Below are 20,023 nucleotides of genomic sequence, written 5' to 3'. Positions count from 1 at the left end.
ATGTTGTCAGGAATCGGATTGGTTCCGGCGACTGGAGGGCAGTGGTCGATAGCATGGCAAGCATGAATACCGGCATCAGCAAGAGACGCAGCAGTGCACCGGCAATCGAATGGCCGACGGTATTCCTGGCACTCTTCTGCTACGGCGCATGGTTCGCAATCGGCTTGTGGCTCTGGCCATCCTACCCCTTGATCGCGTTGATCGCGCTGGCGCTGATCCTGGCGCTCCAATCCTCGCTGATGCATGAGGTGCTGCATGGCCATCCGACCCGCAGCGCCAGGATCAACGAAGCTTTTGTCTTCCTGCCGATCGGGCTTGTCTGGCCGTTCCGGCGTTTCAAGACCATCCACCTGCGCCACCATGCCGACGAGCGGCTGACCGACCCGCTGGACGATCCCGAGAGCTATTACCAGGCGCTCTGGAGGCATGAGGAACTGCCGCAGGCTATGAAGTTCCTGCTCAGGATCAACAACACCATGGTCGGCCGCCTCGTCCTCGGACCGTGGCTGTCGTCGGTCGGCTTCTTCATCGACGACGCCAAGCAGATCGCCGCCGGCGACAAGGCGATCCGCAAGGCCTGGCTGCTGCATGCCATCGGCATTGCCGTCGTGGCGCCGATCGTCACCTTCGGCTTCGGCGTCCCGCTCTGGCTCTATGTGCTGGTGCCGGTCTGGCTCGGACAGTCGTTGATTTCGGTGCGCACCTATGCCGAGCATCAGTGGTCCGAGCATCCGGAAGGGCGCACCATCATCGTCGAACGCTCGCCGCTGTCGTTCCTGTTCCTCAACAACAACCTGCATTTCGTGCATCACAAGAGCCCGACGGTTGCCTGGTACAGATTGCCCAAGCTGTTTCGCGACCGGCGCGAAGAATGGCTGCGGATGAACAACGGCTATGTCTATCCGAACTATCTGGCGCTGATCAAATCCTATGCCTTCAAGGCCAAGGAGCCGGTCATCCATCCGATGCTGCGTCGCGCGCCGGAGCCGGGCCGCGCCTTCAAGCCGCGCGTCAGGGCGCGCAATGTCAGCGGACTTGGCACGGCGCCGGTTCCGGCCGAGCCGCCGAAAGAGTAATTTCGACTTTCCGCGCTCGCTTTTTCGCGGCGGAACGCAGGCGCTGAGGGTCGCCTGTCTTTGAAAGCTGTTCGACATGAGCAAGTTCGTTGCGGCCCTGCCGATGTATGACTGGCCCGAGGCGCGTGGCGAGGTCGACGCGCAATGGGCACGGCTGCGCGATGCTTTCCGCCAACGGGGCATCGACGCGCCGGAAACGATTGTGCGCAGCAATCACGAACTGCCGCCGGTGCCTGGCGGCATCCTCAATGACGCCGGCAAGCTGATCGCGCCCGATCCGGCGGAGTTGCCGGCGGATGAGCTCGATTTTCACCAGCTCTGGCTCAGTCCGGCGTTGCTCTTCGGGCAAACCTGTTGGGGGCCGATGGAACTCGGCCTCGCCGGGCATGTGCAGGTGATTGCCCAGCCGAATTACGATGCGTTCGAGGGGGGGCAAGGGGAACTCTATTCCAGCGCGCTGGTGATGGCCGCGGACGGCGAGCTGCCGGTTGCCTCGCCGCAGGATGGCAAAGCCATCATCCCGATCGATCTTCTCCGCGGCAAGCGCTTCACCTTCAACAATCCGGATTCGATGTCTGGGCTGATCGCGCTGACGCGCGACCTGGAGGGGGTGGGAGAGAGCCTCGATATTTTCGCCTCGCGCAGCGAAAGCGACGGCCACCGGTCGTCGATCATCGCCATCGCCGAGGGCAGGGCGGATATCGCCGCAATCGACTGCGCAAGTTGGGCCCTGGCGCAACGTTTCGAGCCGGCTGCGAAAGGCGTGAAGGTCGTCGGCTGGACGGCGCGGCGCAAGGGCCTGCCCTATATCACCGCCAGAACGACGCCGGAAAAAACCATTGCCGCGATGCGCGACGCCGTCGCGGCTGTCGAAGGCGGATCAGAGCAGCCGCTCCCGCTCGTCCAGCTTGTAGGCTGAAAGCTTCTCGTTTCCGGTCCCGGTGATCAGGATCTGCTCCTCGATCTTGACGCCTTCGCGCCCGCCAAGCCTGCCGATATAGCTTTCGACGCAAAGCACCATGCCGGGTTCGAGCACGCCGTCCGGCGTGTCGTCGGTCCAGTCGCCGGCATGCGGCAGCGTCGGATATTCATCCGCAAGGCCTACCCCGTGATAGAGCACGCCGTAGCGCATCGGATAGCAGTCGTCCGGCGGCACCGCCGAGCGCTCGACGAGATCGCGAAAGGAGATGCCCGGCCGCATCAGATCGGTATTATGAGCGATCTGATCGGCGGCGATGCGGAAGAGGCCGCGCTGCTCGTTCGACGGCTGCCGGTCGCCGCAAAGCCATGTGCGCGAAAGATCGGCGCAGAAGCCATAAGGACCGATCAGGTCCGTGTCGAAGGCGACGAGGTCGCCATCCTCGATGACGCGCGAGGAGCATTCCTGGAACCAGGGATTGGTGCGCGGGCCGGACGACAGAAGCCGCGTTTCGATCCATTCGCCGCCGCGCGCGATGTTGCCGCGATGCAGTTGCGCCCAGAGCTCGTTTTCGGAGATGCCGGGCTTGAGCACCGCTTCCATTTCGCCCATCGCTGCCTCGCAGGCGACGATGGCGCGGCGCATGGCGAGGATTTCGTCCGGCGATTTGATGAGGCGCGCATTCTCCATCACCGCCTCGCCATTGCCGACGGAAATGCCGCGGCGGGCGAGTTCCTCGACGCCTTCGGGATCGATGTGGTCGACGGCGATGCGGCGATTGCCGCCGCCATGCTCGGCTACGAGCTCGGCGATGCCGGCGCCCCAGCGCCGGACCTTCTGCTCGGTGAGCTCGCCGCTATAGAGATATATCCACGACACGGCCGGGCGCACCTCGTCGACGACACCCGAATGGTCGGACAGATGCTCGCAAGAGAAGTAATCGAAGAGCACCACAGGTCCCTCGGTGGCGACGAAACAGTGGCGTGTCGGGTTGTGCGCGACCCAGAGCTGCATGTTGGTCGAGTCCGTCGCATAGCGGATGTTGACGGGGTCGTAGAGCAGGGCGCCGGCATAGTCGCGGCGCTTCAGCTCGGCGCGAATGCGCTCCAGCCGGTATCTGCGCATGGCGGGCAGGTTGGGCGCGGCGATGCCTGCCGCCGCCCATTCCGCTTCGGCTGTCGCGCCATAGCCCAGCAGATGCTGGTTTAGCGAGGCCGCCTTTTCGCGGGAGGCCTCGCGCAACGCTTCGACGGAGCCTGGTTCGAAGGGCATGATCTTGCGATGGCGGCCAAAGCCTAGCTTGTCCATTCGTCCCCCCTGAAGCTTACTGCGCGGTCTTCTTGAGCAGTTTGGTGATCGTGACCTTGCGCGGCGGGAAGCCGAGTGCCTGCGGCACTTCAATCGTGCGGTGTACGGTGTCCATTGTGTAGCCGGCTTTCGCCATCTCTTCGAAGACATCCGAGGACGATTCCCTGTCGTTGGTCAGGACAAGCACAGCCGGCTCGCGGATCGACCGGGCGAAGTCCGGTATCTCATCGTCGAGCACGATCAGATCGGCATCGACCAGGCGCAGATTGCCGACCCAGAACCAACTCGAGACCACGGTCTTGACCGGTCCATCGGCGTTGATCTGGTCGTAAAGCGACCGGTAGTCCATCCGCACGATGCTGCCGCGGCTGTCGCCGCCATTCACGTGCATGTACCAGCTTACGGGCAGCGCAAGAATGGCGAGGGTCGCGCCGACGAAGACAATGGTACCTTGCGCTTTTCCGCCCCTCTGCCCGATGGCATCGAAGCGCATGGCCATGGCTGCGGGCAACAAGACGAACACGGGCAGGACCCACCGATCGCGAAACTGCGTGATGCCGCCCGCCAGAACCACCACCAGCGTGATGAGCAACGCCAGGGCGATCGTGCGCCACAGCAGCTTCTCGGGCCACCGCACCGGCTGCGGTGTTGTCGCGGTTTTCCGTGTCGCGAGGAAAAAGGCGACGGCAATGACTATAGCCGGCAGGCCGGCGAAATTGAGCATCGCGTTGCCCAGCCCCCGCAGGGCGAGCATTGTGGTCTCCACCAGCCCATCGCCGTTGCCAGCGCCGAAGCCACCGCCGTGCGCCAGGAAGTCGTCCGGGTGCGTGATATTCCAGTGAAGCGTGGGGAGGCAGGCGAGGATCGCTACGGCCACGCTGATTGCGAAACGTCGGTCGAAGATCGCCTTACGCGTTTCGCGAAGCGAGAGAGATGCCAGGAACAGGGCGGCAAGGAAGATGACGATGTTGTATTTCGACAGCATCGCGGCCGCCGTCGCCAGGCCGAAAAACGCATAAGAGATGGCCGAGCGCCGCTTCTCCACCTCGACCAGCGCCAGAAGCAGCAGCGAAGTGAAGCAGAATATGGCGACCGAGTGGGTGAGGGCGTGCTGCATCTCCCAGAAGATTTGGGGAAACAGCAGCAATCCGAACATGCCGGCGGCACCGGCGCGGTTCGAGTAGCCGAGGCGGCGTATGGCGGTGAAATAGGCGGCCAGCCCCGCGGCCAGCAAGCCGTATTTGACGATCTTGAGGGCAAGGACGCTGGTTCCGACCACCGAGGCGGCTAGCATTGCCAGCCAGGTGTATAGGGGCGGCTGCGAGCTGCCGTATCCGGCAGCAAGGAAGCGCATTTCCATCAGCTGCTCGGAATCGTCGACGCCGACGCCCGTGCCCGCAATGTGAGACAACAGCGCCATCAGCGCGATCTGGAGCAGGCAATAGACGAGGACCGACGCGATCGCAGCGCTGAACGGACCGACCCGTCCATTGCAGAGCCAATCGGTCCATTTCTCTAGCTGCTGCAAAGGGGTGGTCTTCTCATGCTGATGCGCCGGTAGCGGGGGCATCGACAATGCCACAGCAACCGGCACGATCCAACAAATCCGGGTGGTCAGGTCCGCATCTTCTCGCCGCTCGGGTCGAAGGGCGGCTCGATATTGATGCGGGCCGGGCGGCGGTGGCCGAGAATCTCGATCTCGAACAGGCCGACGCTTTCGTCCTCGGCAAGGGCGGCTGGCACATAGCCCTGCGCCATCGACTTCTGCACGTAATGCGCATAGCCGCCCGAGGTCACCCAGCCGACGACGCGCCATTCCCCATCGACGATGCCGCGCACCGCGGAAGCGCCTTCGGCGGCCTTCGATCCGCGCACTTCCTTGCCCGCCGCGTCGAAGCGCGGCGCGCCGTAGCCATGCGGCTTCTCGACCGTGCCGTAGTCCTTGCCGACCTTGGCCCAGATCGGCTCGTCCCCCATCACGTCGGCATCGGCAGCGTCGACGATGAAGGAAACGCGGCGCAGCTTCGGCCCTTGCGCATACTCCTTGGCGGATGCCTCGCGGCCGATGAAGTCGTTCTTCTCCAGCTTGATGAAGCGATCCATCGAGCCTTCGAACGGCCCGTAGATGGGCCGCAACTCGCGGAACCAGGTCGGGAAGTTCTTCTCCAGGCGCATGGAGAGCAGCGCGCGCATGCCGAAATCGACGATGCCGAATTCCGCGCCGGCTTCCTTGATCGTCTTGTAGACGAGGCGCTGATAGGCCGGCGCCATCCAGATCTCATAGCCGAGGTCGCCGGTATAGGTGATGCGGTTGACCATGCAGGGCGCGCCGCCGACGGCCATCTCGCGGAAATCCATGAAGCGGAAGGCTTTGGTCGAGACGTCGACATCGACGAGCTTCTGCAAGAGATCACGCGATTTCGGCCCGGCGATGGAGAGACCGACCAGCGTCTGGTCGAAGCGGTGGATGCGCACCGAGCCGTCCTTAGGCAGGTGCTTCTCGAACCAGCGCATGTGATATTTCTGCGCGGCCGACGAGCCCCAGATCATGAAGCGGTCTTCTCCATTTCTTGGGCCGGCATTGGCAATCGTGAAGTCGCCGATCAGCTTGCCGAACTCGTTGACCATCGGGGTCAGCACGATGCGGCCAACTTTAGGCATGCGGTTGGTCATCAGCCGGTTGAGGAAATCCTCCGCGCCCGGACCGGACACCTCGTATTTGGCGAAGTTGGCAATCTCGGTGACGCCGACCTTCTCGCGCGTGGCGCGCACTTCCTCGCCGATCGGGCCGAAATCGTTGGAGCGGTGGAAGGAGACGATGTCCTTGGGCTCCGCGCCCTTCGGTGCGAACCAGAGCGGCGTCTCGAGGCCCCAGGAATCACCCATGACGGCGTTGTTGGCGAGCATGGTGTCGTAGAGGGGTGTCGTCTGCGCCGGACGGGCGGCAGGCAGTTCCTCGTTCGGGAAGCGGATCGAGAAGCGGCGCGAATAATTCTCGCGCACCTTGGCGTTGGTGTAGCGCAGGCTCGCCCATTCGCCGAAGCGGGCGACGTCCATGCCCCAGACGTCGAAACCCGGATCGCCATGCACCATCCAGTTGGAGAGCGCGAGACCGACGCCGCCGCCCTGGCTGAAGCCGGCCATGACGGCGCAGGCGCACCAGAAATTGGTCAGGCCCTGCACCGGGCCGACCAGCGGGTTGCCGTCGAGCGCGAAGGTGAAGGGGCCGTTGATGATCTGCTTGATGCCGGCCTTCTCGATGCCGGGGAAATGCTTGAAGCCGATCTCCAACGAGGGCGCGATGCGGTCGATGTCGGGCTGCAGCAACTCATGGCCGAAATCCCACGGCGTGTTGACCGGCGACCACGGCTTGCAGGCCTTCTCATAGGTGCCGAGCAGGACGCCGTTGCGTTCCTGGCGGGTGTAGATCTCGCCCTTGAAGTCGAGCACGCCGATCATCTCGCGGCCGGTCGACTTGTTGAATTCCTCGACCTCCGGCATCGGTTCGGTGAGCAGGTACATATGCTCCATGGCCAGCACCGGCAGCTCGACGCCGACCATGCGGCCGATCTCGCGCGCCCATAGGCCGCCGCAATTGACCACATGCTCGGCATGGACGGTGCCCTGCTCGGTGACGACGTTCCAGGTGCCATCCGGCTGCTGCGTCAGGTCGACGACGCGGTTGCGCAGCACGATCTCGGCGCCGAGTTTCTTGGCCGCCTTGGAATAGGCAATGGTGGTGCCCGAAGGGTCGAGATGGCCTTCGACCGGATCCCACATAGCGCCGACGAAGTTCGTCTCGTCCATCAGCGGGAACATCGCCTTGGCTTCCGAAGGCGTGATCAGCTCGGTGTCCATGCCGAGATAACGGCCCTTGGCGTGTGCGAGCCGCAGGAAGTCCATGCGCTCCGGCGTGTCGGCCATCATGACGCCGCCGGTCAGATGCAGCGAGCAGGACTGGCCCGACAGTTCCTCGATTTCCTTGTAGAGCTGGACCGTATAGGCCTGCAGCTTGGCGACGTTGGGGTCGCCGTTCAGCGTATGGAAGCCGCCCGCCGCATGCCAGGACGAGCCGGAGGTCAGCTCCGAGCGCTCGATCAGCATGATGTCGGTCCAGCCAGCCTTGGCGAGGTGATAGAGCACCGAACAGCCGACGACGCCGCCGCCGATGACAACCGCTTTTACGTGGGATTTCATGCAGATAGATCCGTTTTACAAAGACTGGGTTTTAAGAGCTGAATTGATTGGGCGAGGCGTGAAAAACAAAGCGCAGATCGGCCACCGCGATGTTCTCGGCCAGTTTGCCATCAAGCGCGGCAAGGATTGTTTCACAGACGGAAGTGCGATGCTTCAGAACGTCATGGTTCCAGAAACGCAGGATCGAGTAACCCTGAGCCTGCATGAAGTCGTCGCGGCGGCGGTCATATGAGCTGTCGGCGTGTTGGGATCCATCGACCTCGACGACGAGCCAATTTTCGCGGCAAGCGAAATCGGCGAAGAATGGCCCGATGGAGAACTGGCGCGTAAAACGATAGCCGCCGAGCTTGCGTGCTTTCAGTTCAAGCCAAAGCAATGCTTCCGCTTGATTGCCGGCCTGCCGGAGATTTCGCGCCCGCTGGGTAGCGCCCTGTTTGCGGCGGCTTCGCGTTTGAGCAGCGCCTTCCCTCACTCCGTCGCCGCTTCGCGGCGCCACCTCTCCCCCCTCCGGAGGGAGAGGAAGGGCGCCACCGAGAAGAAGGGCGCCGGCTGGAATCGCCTCGCGTCTTTCCTCTCCCCCGTCGATCGGGGGAGAGGTGTCGAGCGAAGCTCGACGGAGTGGGGGTCGACTATTCATCCTCAACACAGAAAATCAGAAATCCGTCGGCGCGCCGCCTTCGGCGCGGCGTTTTTCGACGAAGTCGTTGAGTTCCTCGCGAATGGCCGGATCCATGTAAGGCTCCTCGTAAGAAGCAAGACGCTCCTTCCAGACCTTGTTGGTGCGTTCCATCGCCGTCGGCGAGCCGGCCTCGGTCCAGGTCTCGAAGTTGCGCCAGTCGGAGACAATCGGTGAGTAGAAGGCAGTCTTGTAGCGTTCCTGCGTGTGCTGGGTGCCGAAGAAATGGCCGCCGGGGCCGACCGACTGGATGGCGTCGAAGCCGAGCGCATCCTCGGAGAGGTCGAGCGGGGTGAGGAATTCGGCCACCATCTGCAACAGGTCGATATCGAGGATGGTCTTTTCGTAGGAGCAGCGCAGGCCACCTTCCAGCCAGCCGGCGCCATGCATCATCAGATTGCCGCCGCCCTGGATGGCGCCCCACAGCGAGAACACGCTTTCATAGGCGGCCTGCGCGTCGACCGTATTGGCGGCGCAGGTGTTGGAGGTGCGGTAGGGAATTTTGTAGCGGCGCGCGAGCTGGCCGCCGACGAGTTGCGCCTTCATATATTCGGGCGTGCCGAAGGCCGGCGCGCCGGATTTCATGTCGACATTGGAGGTGAAGCCGCCATAGCCGACCGGCGCGCCTTTCTTGACCATCTGCGCGAACGCGATGCCGGAGAGCGCCTCGGCGTTCTGCTGCACCAGCGCGCCGGCAACGGTGACGGGCGCCATGGCGCCCGAGAGCGTGAACGGGGTGACGATCACGGCCTGGCCCATGCTCGCCATCTGAATGATGCCTTCCATCATCGGCACGTCGAGCTTGAGCGGCGAATTGGTGTTGATGATGGTGAAGACCGAGGGTTCCTGCATCAGCTGCTCGCGGCTGATGCCGCGGGCGATGCGGGTGATCTCGATGCCGTCGACGTTGCGTTCCTTGCCGAGCGAATAGATGTGGAAGACCTTGTCGGTGAGCATCGCGAGGTCGCGGATGCATTCCAGGTGCCGCACCGACGGGTGGATGTCGATCGGCTCGACCGGGTAGCCGCCGGTGCACTGCAGGATGTTGTGCATCTGCGCCAGGCGCAGGAAGTTGCGGTAGTCGGCCTGGTTGCCGGGCCTGCGGCCGCGGTCGAGGTCGGAGCAGTTCGGCGCCGAAGCCATCATCGACAGGATGACGTTGTTGCCGCCGAAGCGCAGATTGTGCGCCGGATTGCGGGCGTGCAGGGTGAATTCCGACGGGCAATGCGAGACGAGCTCGAGGATCATGTCGCTGTCGAAGCGCACGCGCTCTGAGCCTTCCCGCACATCCGCGCCGTGCGCTTTCATGATGCGGCGGGCTTCGTCGTGCAGGACGTCGACGCCGATCTCCTTCAGCACGCGCAGCGAGGCGAGGTGAATCGATTCCAGCTCGTCGTCGGACACCAGCTTGGTCGGCGTCAGCGGGTTCTTCAACTGCCGGAAGGCGGGCTGCTCGAAGGCTGCCGAGCCGCCGGCGCGCTTGCCCGCGCGGCCGCCACGGCGGGCGCGATCGGTTGCCAGTGCCGGTTCGGCGGGACGAAGGGCGGCGGTCATGAGAAGCCTCGTGAGGATGCGAATTTTGGCCGGCATAATGGACCGGCCGCAATGCAGCCGGTGAGGAGGCGGCGACCACTAGGGCGAGGGAAGCGACATGACGGAAGGGCAACCGGCCGCAGGCGATCGGACCGCTCGGGCTGCCCGCCGTCATCGTCGGGCTCGACATTCTGCTGGTGGCGTTCGCCCCGTATCGTTCGCTGCAACGCAGGCGCTCTTGACAGGGACTGGCTGGAACATGCGCTTTCGCCGCCGTTGGCCCTTACGGCTGTCGCCGCTAGCGGCTAAGGCTCCGGACGATTGGAGCAGGAATGATGGCTCTGGCGAAATCAGAGGCCGGCGAGAGGGTGCAGTGGGCCGCGATTACCGGCGTGATCGCGACCGTTTCGGTATTCGCCATCGCGCAAGGGCTTTCCTACCCGCTGCTCAGCTTCATCCTGCAGCGTCAGGGCGTTTCGCCGGCGATGATCGGGCTGTCGGCGGCGATGACGCCGGTCGGCTTCATCCTGTCCTCGCCGCTGATCCCGGGATTGGCGCGCCGTTTCGGGGCAGGGCGGACCGCGTTGACCTGCGCGGCGCTCTCGGCGCTGGTGCTGGCGCTGATCGGCTGGACGCAGAATGTCTATCTGTGGTTCCCGCTGCGCTTCCTGATCGGGGTGGTGACCAACCCGCTTTATGTCTTGAGCGAAATCTGGGTGATTGCGCTGGCGCCGCCGTCGCGCCGCGGCGGCGTCATGGGCATCTATTCCACCATCATCTCGGCGGGCTTCGCGGCGGGGCCGCTCTGCCTGCTCGGCGTCGGCACCGAAGGCTGGCCGCCTTTCCTTGTCGGCATTCTTGCCTTCATCTTCTGCGGCGGCTGTCTGGCCGTGGTGGTGAAGCGGCTGCCAAAAGTCGACGAGGCCGAAAACAGGGTTTCGGTGCTGGGCTTCATACCAATGGCCTGGCTGCTTCTGTCGGCGGTGATCGTCGCGGCAGGATTCGAGCAAGCGATCTTGGCGCTGCTGCCGGTTTATGGGACGCATCACGGCATTCCCGAGGCGCGCATGTCGGCGCTGCTTTCCGTGATGATCGCCGGCAACATCGCCATGCAGGTGCCGCTCGGCCTGCTTGCCGAAAAACTGACGGCGCGCCTGGTGCGCTTCGGCTGCGTGGTGGTGACCATCCTTGGATGTGTGCTCTTGCCGGCGCTGATCGAGACGCCGTTGATCTGGACGTGCGTCTTTGTCTGGGGCGCCGTTTCCTACGGCATCTACACGATGTCGATCATCGAGCTCGGCGAGCGCTTCAGCGGCTCGGCGCTGGTCGCCGGCAATGCGGCCTTCTCGCTGATGTGGGGTTTTGGCGGCATCGTCGTGCCGCCGCTCACCGGCGGCGTCATGGGTATTATCGGCGCCGCCGGCCTGCCGGTCACGCTGGGTGCGATCTGCGCGGCGCTGGCGGCGGCGACTGTCATGCGCCGGCGGGTTTTGTAATCGGTCCCGTCACGGCCCTTGAATATCGACGCAGCGAACGCGATGTAGGCGGGGCCGCCAGATGGAGACCCGCATGACCAGCATGATGACCAAAACCCAGCCCGAATTGGCGGCTGACGATCCTTTCCTGTGGCTGGAGGATCGCAATGGCAAGGAAGCGCTGGACTGGGTTCATCGCCAGAATGCGCTGACGGTCGCCGAATTGCAGGGCGATCCTTCCTATCAGGCGGCTTTCGAGACCGCGCTCGACCTGATGACGGCCGAGGACAATATGCCGGTCGGGGCCGCACTTGCCGGCTACGTCTACAATTTCTGGCAGGACAAGACCAATGCGCTGGGGCTGTGGCGGCGCACGCCTGTCGCTTCCTACAAGACCGGCAAACCGGAATGGGAGACGATCATCGATTTCGATCAGCTCTCGGCGAAGGAAGACATCAAATGGGTGTTCGGCGGCGCCAGCCGACTCTATCCCGATTTCAACCGCTGCCTGCTCTACATGTCGCCCGATGGCGGCGATGCCAGTGAGATGCGCGAATTCGATATCGTGACGAGGTCCTTTGTCGACGGAGGGTTTTCCGCGCGCGCCTCCAAGTCGGGCTTTTCCTGGCTGGACCGGGATACGGTCATCGTCTCGGCGGCTTTCGAGGAAAGCGACAAGACGCAGTCCGGCTATCCGCGCGTGATCAAGCTTTGGCAGCGCGGCACCAAGCTCGAGGACGCGACGCCGATCTTCGAAGGCGAGAAACAACATCTCGCGGTCGGCGGCGGCGTCGAATATGACGGCGACAAGCGGCATGTGCTGCTCGGCAAGACGCTCGACTTCTTCACCTCGCACAATTTCCTGCGGCTGGCTTCGGGCGAGAACCGGCGCATCCCGCTGCCCGACGACGCCACCGACACGGCGGTCTTCAAGGGCCAGCTGATCTTCGGCGTGCGCAGCCCATGGACGGCGCCCGACGGCACGCGCTGCCTGCCCGACGGGCTCTATTCGGTCGATTTCGATCGCTGGATCGAGAGCGGTGCATTCGGGCCGTTCGAAACGGTGCTTGCGCCGGCGCATCGCGTCTCGATCGCCGGGCTCGCCAGGACCAAGGACCGGTTGTTCATTAACCTGATGGACAATGTGCGCGGCAAGGTCATCGCCTGCGACCGCACCGCCGATGGCTGGTCGCTGAAACCGATCGCGCTGCCGGACAACGGCAATGTCGGCATCAGCCATGCCGAGCATTTCGGCTCGAGCGTCTCCTTCTCCTTCACCGATTTCCTGACGCCGAGCTCGATCATCTGGTCGGACGACAATGGCGAGACGCTTCAAACCGTGAAGTCGCAGCCGGCCCGCTTCGAGGCCTCGCCTTATGTCTCGGAGCAATTCGAGGCGCGCTCGAAGGACGGCACGATGATCCCGTATTTCGTGGTGCGGAGGCGCGACCAGAAAGGGCCGGTGCCGACGCTGCTCTACGGCTATGGCGGCTTCGAAGTGCCGCTGCTGCCCGGCTATGCCGGCATTCGCGGCAGGCTCTGGCTGGACAAGGGCAATGCCTATGTTCAGGCCAACATCCGCGGCGGCGGCGAGTTCGGTCCGGCCTGGCATCAGGCGGCGCTCAAGGGCAAGCGCCAGAACGCCTTCGACGATTTCGCGGCGGTGGCCGAGGATGTGGTCCGGCGCGGCATCACCACGGCGGCGCAGCTTGGCATCCAGGGCGGCTCGAATGGCGGCCTGCTCACCGGCACATCGCTGACGCAGCGGCCGGAGCTGTTCGGCGCGGTCATCATCGACGTGCCGCTGCTCGACATGCTGCGCTACACCGACCTGCCTCCCGGCGCCTCGTGGATCGCCGAATATGGCGACCCGTCGAAGCCGGAAGAGGCGGCCTGGCTCGGCGCCTATTCGCCCTACCAGCATGTCAAGGCAGGCGCTGCCTATCCGCCGGTGCTCCTGATGACGTCCACCGCCGACGACCGCGTCCATCCCGGGCATGCCCGCAAGATGGCGGCGCGGCTGCAGGAGGCAGGCCATGGCCGGACGCTGTTCTTCGAAGAGACCGAAGGCGGCCATGGCGGGCGCGGCGATCGCCGGCCGCAGGCGGCGCAGACGGCGATGCGCTACATATTCCTGCAGCGGGCGCTAACCGGAACAGCTTGAATTTTGAGCCTCAGGCGGCATAAGCTGCCGCCATGATCCGCTTCAGCACATCAGGCGCCTTCGGGGTCGCGGTGACGCCGTCACCGCGCACGCTGCGCGCCGAGCTGTTGCGGCTGTGCGCCCGGATCGGCTATTCGCCGCCCCGCTTCCTCTGACGAATCCGCCCCGGCCGCTGCCGGATTGATTCAAGAGGAAAGATCAAATCCATGACCTATCAGAATTATTCGCTGAAGCAGCTTCAGCAGATCGATGCCGCGCATCACCTTCATCCCTTCACCGACCACAAGGAGCTGCGCGAGACGGGCTCGCGCATCATCACCCATGCCAAGGGCCCGTTCATCTACGATGCCGACGGCGCCGAAATCCTCGACGGCATGGCTGGCCTGTGGTGCGTCAATGTCGGCTATGGCCGCGACGAGCTGGCCGAGGCTGCCTACGCGCAGATGAAGGAACTGCCTTACTACAACTCCTTCTTCAAATGCTCGACGCCGACGCCGGTGCTGTTGTCGAAGAAGCTGGCGGAGCTGGCGCCGAAGCATGTCGGCCAGGTCTTCTACGGCTCGTCCGGTTCGGAAGCCAACGACACGGCGCTCAGGCTCGTGCGCCACTATTGGGCGCTTGAAGGCAAGCCCGAGAAGAACCGCATCATCTCGCGCAAGTCGGCCTATCACGGCTCGACGATCGCCGGCACGTCGCTCGGCGGCATGGAGCCGATGCACAAGCAACTCGGCGGCGCAGTGCCCAACATCGTCCATGTGATGATGCCCTATGCCTATGAACTAGCGCTGCCCGGCGAAAGCGACCATGATTTCGGCATCCGCGCGGCGAAGGCGGTCGAGGACGCGATCCTCGAAGCCGGATCCGACAAGGTCGCCGCCTTCATCGGCGAGCCGGTGATGGGCGCCGGCGGGGTGAAGATCCCGCCGATGAGCTATTGGCCGGAAGTGGAACGCATCTGCCGCAAATACGATGTGCTTCTGATGCTGGACGAGGTCATCACCGGCTATGGCCGCACCGGCGAATGGTTCGCGGCGCAGACTTTCGGCATCGAGCCTGACACCATCACCACCGCCAAGGCGCTGACCTCGGGCTATCAGCCACTCTCGGCGCTGCTGGTCGGCGACCGCATCGCCAAGACGCTGGTCGAGAAAGGCGGCGAGTTCTATCACGGCTACACCTATTCCGGTCATCCGGTGGCTTGCGCGGTGGCGCTGAAAAACCTCGAGATCATCGAGAAGGAAGGCCTGGTCGAGCGCGTCAGGAACGACACCGGTCCCTATTTCGCGCAGGCGCTGCAGGAGCGGATCGCTGGGCACAGGCTGGTCGGCGAGGTGCGTTCGATCGGCCTGATGGGCGCGATCGAGATCGTCAAGGACAAGGCGACCAAGGAACGCTATCTGCCGTCGGGAAGCGCTGCCGTCGTCGTGCGCGACCATGCCGTCGCGAGCGGCATGATGATGCGGGCCACCGGCGACACGATGATTCTCTCGCCGCCGCTGATCTGGACGCGCGACACGATCGACATGGCCTGCGAGCGCATCGCCAAGGCGCTCGATCTGGCGGATGCCGATTTGCGCAAGCGCTAAGCGGATATTCTCCGGGCGCTCCTGGCTGAGCGCCCGGTCCATTCCTGGACGGCTCGCGGAGCGCGTCTCCGAAACGCAAAAACCGCGTCCCGAAGGGAACGCGGCTCTGCCAGATACGCATGGCGCTTCGCGACAGGATACTTGCGAAACTTACGGGCTCCGGTACGCGAGACCTGATCCGGAGCGCCGGGCGGACGCGATGTCCGCCTCGCAATCCGTTTTAAAGGCACATCGTTACCGGTGAGTTAGCAAGACCTTAAGCAAATCTAAATTTGCCGGCTTTGTGTCGAAAAAATTCGCTAATAATCGTTGGAAAGCAGCCGTTTAGCTTTTGTCGCCGCGCAGGAAATTTATGATGCCGGAAAAATCGGCGCCGGCATGCCCCTGCGCGTTGAACAGCGCATAAAGCTGCGTAGCTTCGGCGCCGAGCGGGGTCGCGGCGCCCGCGTTCTGCGCGGCTTCCTGCGACAATTTCAGGTCCTTCAGCATGAGCGCGGCGGCAAAGCCCGGCTTGTAGTCGCGATTGGCCGGCGAAGCCGGAACAGGGCCGGGCACCGGGCAGTAGGTGGTGAGCGACCAGCATTGGCCCGACGAGGTCGAGGCGACATCGTACAGCGCCTGGTGCGACAGGCCGAGCTTTTCGGCCAGCACGAAGGCCTCGGCGACGCCGATCATCGAGATGCCGAGAATCATGTTGTTGCAGATCTTGGCGGCCTGTCCGGCGCTGGCGCCGCCGCAATGAACGACGCGCCCGGCCATCGGCTTCAGGATCGGTTCGGCGGCGGCAAACGCTTCATCCGAGCCACCGGCCATGAAGGTCAGCGTGCCGGCCGCGGCGCCGCCCGTGCCGCCGGAGACGGGCGCATCGATCGATTGCAGGCCATGCTTCGCGGCAATCGCATGCGCCTTGCGCGCCGACTCGACATCGATGGTCGAGGAATCGATGAACAACGCGCCTTTCTTCGCCTTGGGCGCGACGCCCTCATAAACCGACAGCACATGCTTGCCGGCGGGCAGCATGGTTATGACGACGTCAGCGTCCTTCACCGCCGCGACGGCGCTCGCCATCACGGTCACGCCGTGTTCTTTCGCGACAGTGAGGTTGTCGGGCATGAGATCGAAGCCGAGCACGGTGTGTCCCGCCTTAACGAGGTTGGCGGCCATTGGATTGCCCATGTTGCCGAGACCGATGAAGGCGATCGTTGCCATCTTTTTCTCCCGAATGTATCGTCAGCGGCCGATCAAACTCCGCGCGATGATGACGCGCATGATCTCGTTGGTGCCTTCGAGGATCTGATGAACGCGCAGGTCGCGCACCAGCTTCTCGATGCCGTAATCGTGCAGATAGCCGTAGCCGCCATGCAATTGCAGCGCCTGGTTGGCGATGTCGAAGCCGATATCGGTGACGAAGCGCTTGGCCATAGCCGACCATTTGCCGGCGTCCGGCGCCTTGCGGTCGAGCCTCGAGGCGGCTGCGTAGAGGAAGATGCGGGCCGCCTGCAGCTCCGTCTCCATGTCGGCCAGCTTGAACTGCAGCGCCTGGAACTGGTTGATCTTCGAGCCAAAGGCCTTGCGCTCGGCCGTATAGGCGAGCGCTTTGTCGAGCGCCGACTGCGCGCCGCCGAGCGAACAGGCGGCGATGTTGAGCCGCCCGCCGTCGAGCCCGGCCATGGCGATGCCGAAGCCGGCGCCTTCCGCGGCGAGCAGGTTCTCGGCCGGCACCTTGCAATCCTCGAAGACGACCTGGCGGGTCGACTGCATGTGCCAGCCCATCTTGTGCTCATTGGCGCCGAAGGACAGGCCCGGCGCATCCTTGGCCACGACAAAGGTCGAGATGCCTTTCGGGCCATCGCCGCCGGTGCGCGCCATCACGACATAGAGGTCGCTGTCGCCCGCGCCGGAGATGAACTGCTTGGCGCCGTTCAAGACATAGTCGCCGCCGCTCTTTACCGCGCGCGTCTTCAGCGCAGCCGCATCCGAGCCTGACCCGGGCTCGGTCAGGCAATAGCTCGCCAGCCATTCCATCGAGGTCAGTTTCGGCAGGAAGCGCTGCCGCTGCTCATCGCTGCCGAAGCGGTCGATCATCGAGGCCGCCATGTTGTGGATGGAAATGAACGAGGAGAAGGCCGGATCGGCGTGGGCAAGCGCCTCGAAGATCAACACCGCGTCCAGCCGCCCAAGCGCCGAGCCGCCGATATCGTCGCGCACATAGATGCCGCCCAGCCCCAGCGGCCCGGTTTCTCGGATCACATCGGCGGGGAAGTGCTTTGCCTTGTCCCAGTCGAGCGCATTGGGCGCGACGCGGTCCGACGCGAAGGCTCGGGCCATCTCCTGGATGGCACGCTGTTCCTCGTTGAGCTCGAATTGGCCAGTGCCCGCATCGACTGCCGCGTCCATGGCGTGCTCCCTGTCGTTTCAGGCCTTCTGGCCTGTCGTTTTTGGCTTTGCGCGCCGTTCAATCTAGACCAATGATGCCGCCGCGCAACCCGGGCCGTTGAGAACCGGCTGTGCATGAAATGACGAACGGAGCTCGTGCGTGCCGACAATTTTCGATGAGTTGCTGGAGCGATTCCAAGCCTGTCTCGCGGGCGTCGACAATGATCTGGTGAGGGACGAAGTCGCGCGCATCGGCTGGGACATGCCTGCGCGTTCTCTCGCGCGGCGCGCGCTTGGCTGCCTCCGCTATCTCGATCGGCTCGCGAAGCTTGCACCGGCCGACGCCAGGCCATTGACGCGATTCGTTGCCGATCATCGGGACGAGTTGCGATGGGGGCAGACTTATACCGCCGCCGATTTCGGGCAGAGCTTCATCGACAATTACGGCTGGCTGGAAGTGTTCGGCACACGCGGGCATTTCGTCAACGAAGAGGTCGCGGCCGGTCTGCTGATCCTCGGGCCCGACATCGTCTATCCCGACCATCATCACATTGCGGAGGAGATCTACATCCCGCTGACCGGCGGCACGGAATGGCGGATGGGCGAGGGCGGTTTCCATGTTCGCGACGCCGGCGAGGTCATTCACCACGCTTCCAACGTCAGCCATGCCATGCGCACGGGCAAGGAACCGCTGATGGCGCTCTATCTCTGGCGCGGCGGGCCGCTGGCGCAGAAATCGACGATCGGCCCGATGACCGACTTGAAGGGCAGGGGCTGATGGCCAAAGCGATCATGCTGCAGGGCACCGGCTCGGATGTCGGCAAGACCGTGCTGGTGGCGGGGCTTTGCCGCGCCGCGAAGAATCGCGGGCTGAAGGTGCGGCCGTTCAAGCCGCAGAACATGTCGAACAACGCCGCCGTTGCCGACATTCCGGGCGACGACAAAACCGGCGAAGGCGAGATCGGCCGCGGGCAGTGGCTGCAGGCGCTGGCCTGCGGGGTGAGGCCGACCGTCCATATGAACCCGGTGCTGCTCAAGCCGCAGAGCGATATTGGCTCGCAAGTGGTGGTGCAGGGCAAAGTCTACGGCGAGGCGCGGGCGCGCGACTACCAGGCGATGAAAGCCGGGCTGTTGGACGCGGTGCTGGAGTCCTGGGCGAAGGTCGGCGAGGGCGCGGACCTGGTCATCGTCGAGGGTGCGGGCTCGCCCGCCGAGATCAATCTCAGAAGCCGCGACATCGCCAATATGGGCTTCGCCACGCGCGCCAATGTGCCGGTGATCCTGGTCGGCGACATCGACCGCGGCGGCGTCATTGCGTCCGTGGCCGGCACGCACCTGATCCTGCCGGAGGAAGACCGGCGCATGATCGCCGGCTATCTCATCAACAAGTTCCGCGGCGATGTCTCGTTGTTCGACGAGGGGATAAGCGCGATCGAAAGGTTCACCGGCTGGCGCTGCTTCGGCGTCGTGCCGTGGCTGAAGGCGGCCGGGCGGCTGCCGTCCGAAGATTCCGTCGTGCTCGAACGCCTCGCTTCCGGCGAGAAACGGGCGCTGAAGGTGGCGGTGCCGATGCTGGCGCGGATCGCCAATTTCGACGATCTCGATCCGCTGAAAGCCGAGCCGCAGATCGAGGTGGTGTTCGTGCCGCCGGGCAAGAAGCTGCCGGAAGATGCCGGGCTGGTGGTTATCCCCGGCTCCAAATCGACGATCGGCGACCTCCTGAAATTCCGCGAGAACGGCTGGGATCGCGATCTTCTCGCCCATCGCAAGCGCGGCGGCCATGTCGTCGGCATCTGCGGCGGCTACCAGATGCTCGGCCGCATGGTGCGCGATCCCGACGGCATCGAAGGCAGCGTCACCGAGGCCGAAGGCCTTGGCCTGCTCGACATCGAAACGGTGATGGAGCCCGAGAAGACCGTGCGCAATTCAAGCGCGCATTCGGTGCAGTTCGGCCTGCCGCTCGAGGGCTATGAGATCCATCTCGGCCGCACCACCGGCGCGGACACGGCGCGACCGTCGACGATGCTCAATGGCGCCAAGGACGGCGCTGTTTCCGCCGACGGCAAGGTGATCGGCACGTATCTGCACGGACTGTTCTCCGCCGACGCGTTTCGCGCCGCCTATCTGGAGAGCCTTGGCGTCAGGGGAGGCGGCATCGAGTATCGCGCGGACGTCGAAAAGGCGCTGGACGAGGTCGCCGCGGAGTTGGAGAGGCATCTCGACTGCGACGCGATTTTTGGGCTGGCGCGCTGACTAAGCCTTCTCACCCGCCTTCGGCCAATAGGTGCCGAAGGACCAGACATTGCCTTCCGGGTCGAGGCAGATGAACTCGCGGCTGCCATAGTCGCGGTCGACCAGTTCCTGCAGGATTTTCGCGCCGGCCTTCTTGGCACGCACGTAGGCGGTATCGGCATCACCGACAGCGATGTAGATCGACTTGCCTCCACCACTGCCGGGCTCGCCCACCATCTTGCCGTAGTCGTCGTCGCGTGCTGTGCCCAGCATAATCATCGAGGAGCCGAAAGTCAGCTCGGCGTGGTGGACAATGTCGCCCTCGCCATAGCGGGCGCGGACCTCGAAGCCGAAGGCCTCGCAAAGCCAGTCGATCATCTTGGCGGCATTTCTGTAGCGTAGGGCCGGGTAGAGACGGGGTGCTTCGTTTGCTCTCGGCATGACAATCTCCCTGGATCGGTTGATGAATGCCAGTCTGTGC

The 20,023-nt window shown here is 64.1% G+C and carries 16 protein-coding genes; 8 read left to right on the top strand and 8 right to left on the bottom strand.

Annotated features, from left to right (window positions below):
• Positions 1-53: 53 nt before the first annotated feature.
• Both LB565_RS00640 and LB565_RS00635 read left to right on the top strand, forming a co-directional pair.
• A complete protein-coding gene (locus LB565_RS00640) occupies positions 54-1,076 on the top strand; it encodes a fatty acid desaturase (protein WP_411970594.1) in 1,023 nt (340 codons plus the stop codon).
• 76 nt (positions 1,077-1,152) lie between these two features.
• Complete coding sequence (locus LB565_RS00635; protein ID WP_224581280.1) at positions 1,153-1,995, top strand: phosphate/phosphite/phosphonate ABC transporter substrate-binding protein; 843 nt, start codon at positions 1,153-1,155, stop codon at positions 1,993-1,995.
• On the opposite strand, the gene LB565_RS00630 is transcribed toward LB565_RS00635, so the two are convergent.
• The 5 genes from LB565_RS00630 to LB565_RS00610 form a co-directional block, all read right to left on the bottom strand.
• On the bottom strand, positions 1,957-3,303 hold the full coding sequence (locus tag LB565_RS00630; RefSeq protein ID WP_224581279.1) for a M24 family metallopeptidase: 1,347 nt from the start codon (positions 3,301-3,303) through the stop codon (positions 1,957-1,959). The genes LB565_RS00635 and LB565_RS00630 overlap by 39 nt on opposite strands.
• A 16-nt stretch (positions 3,304-3,319) precedes the next feature.
• Positions 3,320-4,897 carry an ArnT family glycosyltransferase gene (locus LB565_RS00625; protein ID WP_224581278.1) on the bottom strand — a complete coding sequence of 526 codons (1,578 nt, stop codon included), beginning with the start codon at positions 4,895-4,897 and terminating at the stop codon, positions 3,320-3,322.
• 20 nt (positions 4,898-4,917) lie between these two features.
• Entirely contained in the window at positions 4,918-7,500 is a 2,583-nt protein-coding gene (locus LB565_RS00620; RefSeq protein WP_224581277.1) for an FAD-dependent oxidoreductase, read from the bottom strand.
• Positions 7,501-7,531: 31 nt separating this feature from the next.
• Positions 7,532-7,996: an endonuclease domain-containing protein gene (locus tag LB565_RS00615; RefSeq protein ID WP_411970593.1), complete on the bottom strand. Its 465-nt coding sequence runs from the start codon at positions 7,994-7,996 to the stop codon at positions 7,532-7,534.
• 156 nt (positions 7,997-8,152) lie between these two features.
• Positions 8,153-9,730: a trimethylamine methyltransferase family protein gene (locus LB565_RS00610; protein ID WP_224581276.1), complete on the bottom strand. Its 1,578-nt coding sequence runs from the start codon at positions 9,728-9,730 to the stop codon at positions 8,153-8,155.
• A 314-nt stretch (positions 9,731-10,044) separates the two neighbouring features.
• Between LB565_RS00610 and LB565_RS00605 the strand changes: the two genes are divergently transcribed.
• From LB565_RS00605 to LB565_RS00590, 4 genes are all read left to right on the top strand, one after another.
• A complete protein-coding gene (locus LB565_RS00605) occupies positions 10,045-11,205 on the top strand; it encodes an MFS transporter (protein ID WP_224581275.1) in 1,161 nt (386 codons plus the stop codon).
• Between the two features lie 73 nt (positions 11,206-11,278).
• On the top strand, positions 11,279-13,348 hold the full coding sequence (locus tag LB565_RS00600; protein WP_224581274.1) for a prolyl oligopeptidase family serine peptidase: 2,070 nt from the start codon (positions 11,279-11,281) through the stop codon (positions 13,346-13,348).
• 32 nt (positions 13,349-13,380) lie between these two features.
• Positions 13,381-13,503, top strand: a complete 123-nt coding sequence (locus LB565_RS00595; protein WP_040969798.1) for a hypothetical protein — start codon at positions 13,381-13,383, stop codon at positions 13,501-13,503.
• A 51-nt stretch (positions 13,504-13,554) separates the two neighbouring features.
• Entirely contained in the window at positions 13,555-14,934 is a 1,380-nt protein-coding gene (locus tag LB565_RS00590; protein ID WP_224581273.1) for an aspartate aminotransferase family protein, read from the top strand.
• A gap of 324 nt (positions 14,935-15,258) precedes the next feature.
• Here the strand turns inward: LB565_RS00590 and mmsB are convergent, their stop codons facing one another.
• Both mmsB and LB565_RS00580 read right to left on the bottom strand, forming a co-directional pair.
• A complete protein-coding gene (mmsB, locus tag LB565_RS00585; RefSeq protein ID WP_224581272.1) occupies positions 15,259-16,143 on the bottom strand; it encodes a 3-hydroxyisobutyrate dehydrogenase in 885 nt (294 codons plus the stop codon).
• Positions 16,144-16,164: 21 nt separating this feature from the next.
• Entirely contained in the window at positions 16,165-17,331 is a 1,167-nt protein-coding gene (locus LB565_RS00580; protein WP_224581271.1) for an isobutyryl-CoA dehydrogenase, read from the bottom strand.
• 139 nt (positions 17,332-17,470) lie between these two features.
• Here LB565_RS00580 and LB565_RS00575 point away from each other — a divergent pair, with 139 nt between their 5' ends.
• Both LB565_RS00575 and LB565_RS00570 read left to right on the top strand, forming a co-directional pair.
• Positions 17,471-18,088, top strand: coding sequence for a dimethylsulfonioproprionate lyase family protein (locus tag LB565_RS00575; protein ID WP_224581270.1), 618 nt, complete (start codon positions 17,471-17,473; stop codon positions 18,086-18,088).
• Entirely contained in the window at positions 18,088-19,563 is a 1,476-nt protein-coding gene (locus tag LB565_RS00570; protein WP_224581269.1) for a cobyric acid synthase, read from the top strand. Before LB565_RS00575 ends, LB565_RS00570 begins: the two co-directional genes overlap by 1 nt.
• Here LB565_RS00570 and LB565_RS00565 read toward each other — a convergent pair whose 3' ends face one another.
• Positions 19,564-19,983, bottom strand: a complete 420-nt coding sequence (locus tag LB565_RS00565; protein WP_224581268.1) for a VOC family protein — start codon at positions 19,981-19,983, stop codon at positions 19,564-19,566. It lies immediately after the preceding gene.
• Between the last annotated feature and the right edge of the window lie 40 nt (positions 19,984-20,023).

Source organism: Mesorhizobium sp. CA14 (assembly GCF_020165195.1).
GTDB lineage: Bacteria > Pseudomonadota > Alphaproteobacteria > Rhizobiales > Rhizobiaceae > Mesorhizobium.
The sequence above is the reverse complement of the archived record's forward strand: the minus strand, read 5'-3'. Positions and strand labels throughout refer to the sequence as shown.

What these genes read in the sequence shown, in the direction of transcription:
- LB565_RS00600 (WP_224581274.1), top strand. Translation starts at nt 11,279, where the DNA reads ATGACCAGCATGATGACCAAAACCCAGCCCGAATTGGCGGCTGACGAT.
- LB565_RS00590 (WP_224581273.1), top strand. Translation starts at nt 13,555, where the DNA reads ATGACCTATCAGAATTATTCGCTGAAGCAGCTTCAGCAGATCGATGCC.
- LB565_RS00610 (WP_224581276.1), bottom strand. Translation starts at nt 9,730, where the DNA reads ATGACCGCCGCCCTTCGTCCCGCCGAACCGGCACTGGCAACCGATCGC.
- LB565_RS00605 (WP_224581275.1), top strand. Translation starts at nt 10,045, where the DNA reads ATGGCTCTGGCGAAATCAGAGGCCGGCGAGAGGGTGCAGTGGGCCGCG.
- LB565_RS00570 (WP_224581269.1), top strand. Translation starts at nt 18,088, where the DNA reads ATGGCCAAAGCGATCATGCTGCAGGGCACCGGCTCGGATGTCGGCAAG.
- LB565_RS00595 (WP_040969798.1), top strand. Translation starts at nt 13,381, where the DNA reads ATGATCCGCTTCAGCACATCAGGCGCCTTCGGGGTCGCGGTGACGCCG.
- mmsB (WP_224581272.1), bottom strand. Translation starts at nt 16,143, where the DNA reads ATGGCAACGATCGCCTTCATCGGTCTCGGCAACATGGGCAATCCAATG.
- LB565_RS00630 (WP_224581279.1), bottom strand. Translation starts at nt 3,303, where the DNA reads ATGGACAAGCTAGGCTTTGGCCGCCATCGCAAGATCATGCCCTTCGAA.
- LB565_RS00565 (WP_224581268.1), bottom strand. Translation starts at nt 19,983, where the DNA reads ATGCCGAGAGCAAACGAAGCACCCCGTCTCTACCCGGCCCTACGCTAC.
- LB565_RS00580 (WP_224581271.1), bottom strand. Translation starts at nt 17,331, where the DNA reads ATGGACGCGGCAGTCGATGCGGGCACTGGCCAATTCGAGCTCAACGAG.
- LB565_RS00635 (WP_224581280.1), top strand. Translation starts at nt 1,153, where the DNA reads ATGAGCAAGTTCGTTGCGGCCCTGCCGATGTATGACTGGCCCGAGGCG.
- LB565_RS00620 (WP_224581277.1), bottom strand. Translation starts at nt 7,500, where the DNA reads ATGAAATCCCACGTAAAAGCGGTTGTCATCGGCGGCGGCGTCGTCGGC.
- LB565_RS00640 (WP_411970594.1), top strand. Translation starts at nt 54, where the DNA reads ATGGCAAGCATGAATACCGGCATCAGCAAGAGACGCAGCAGTGCACCG.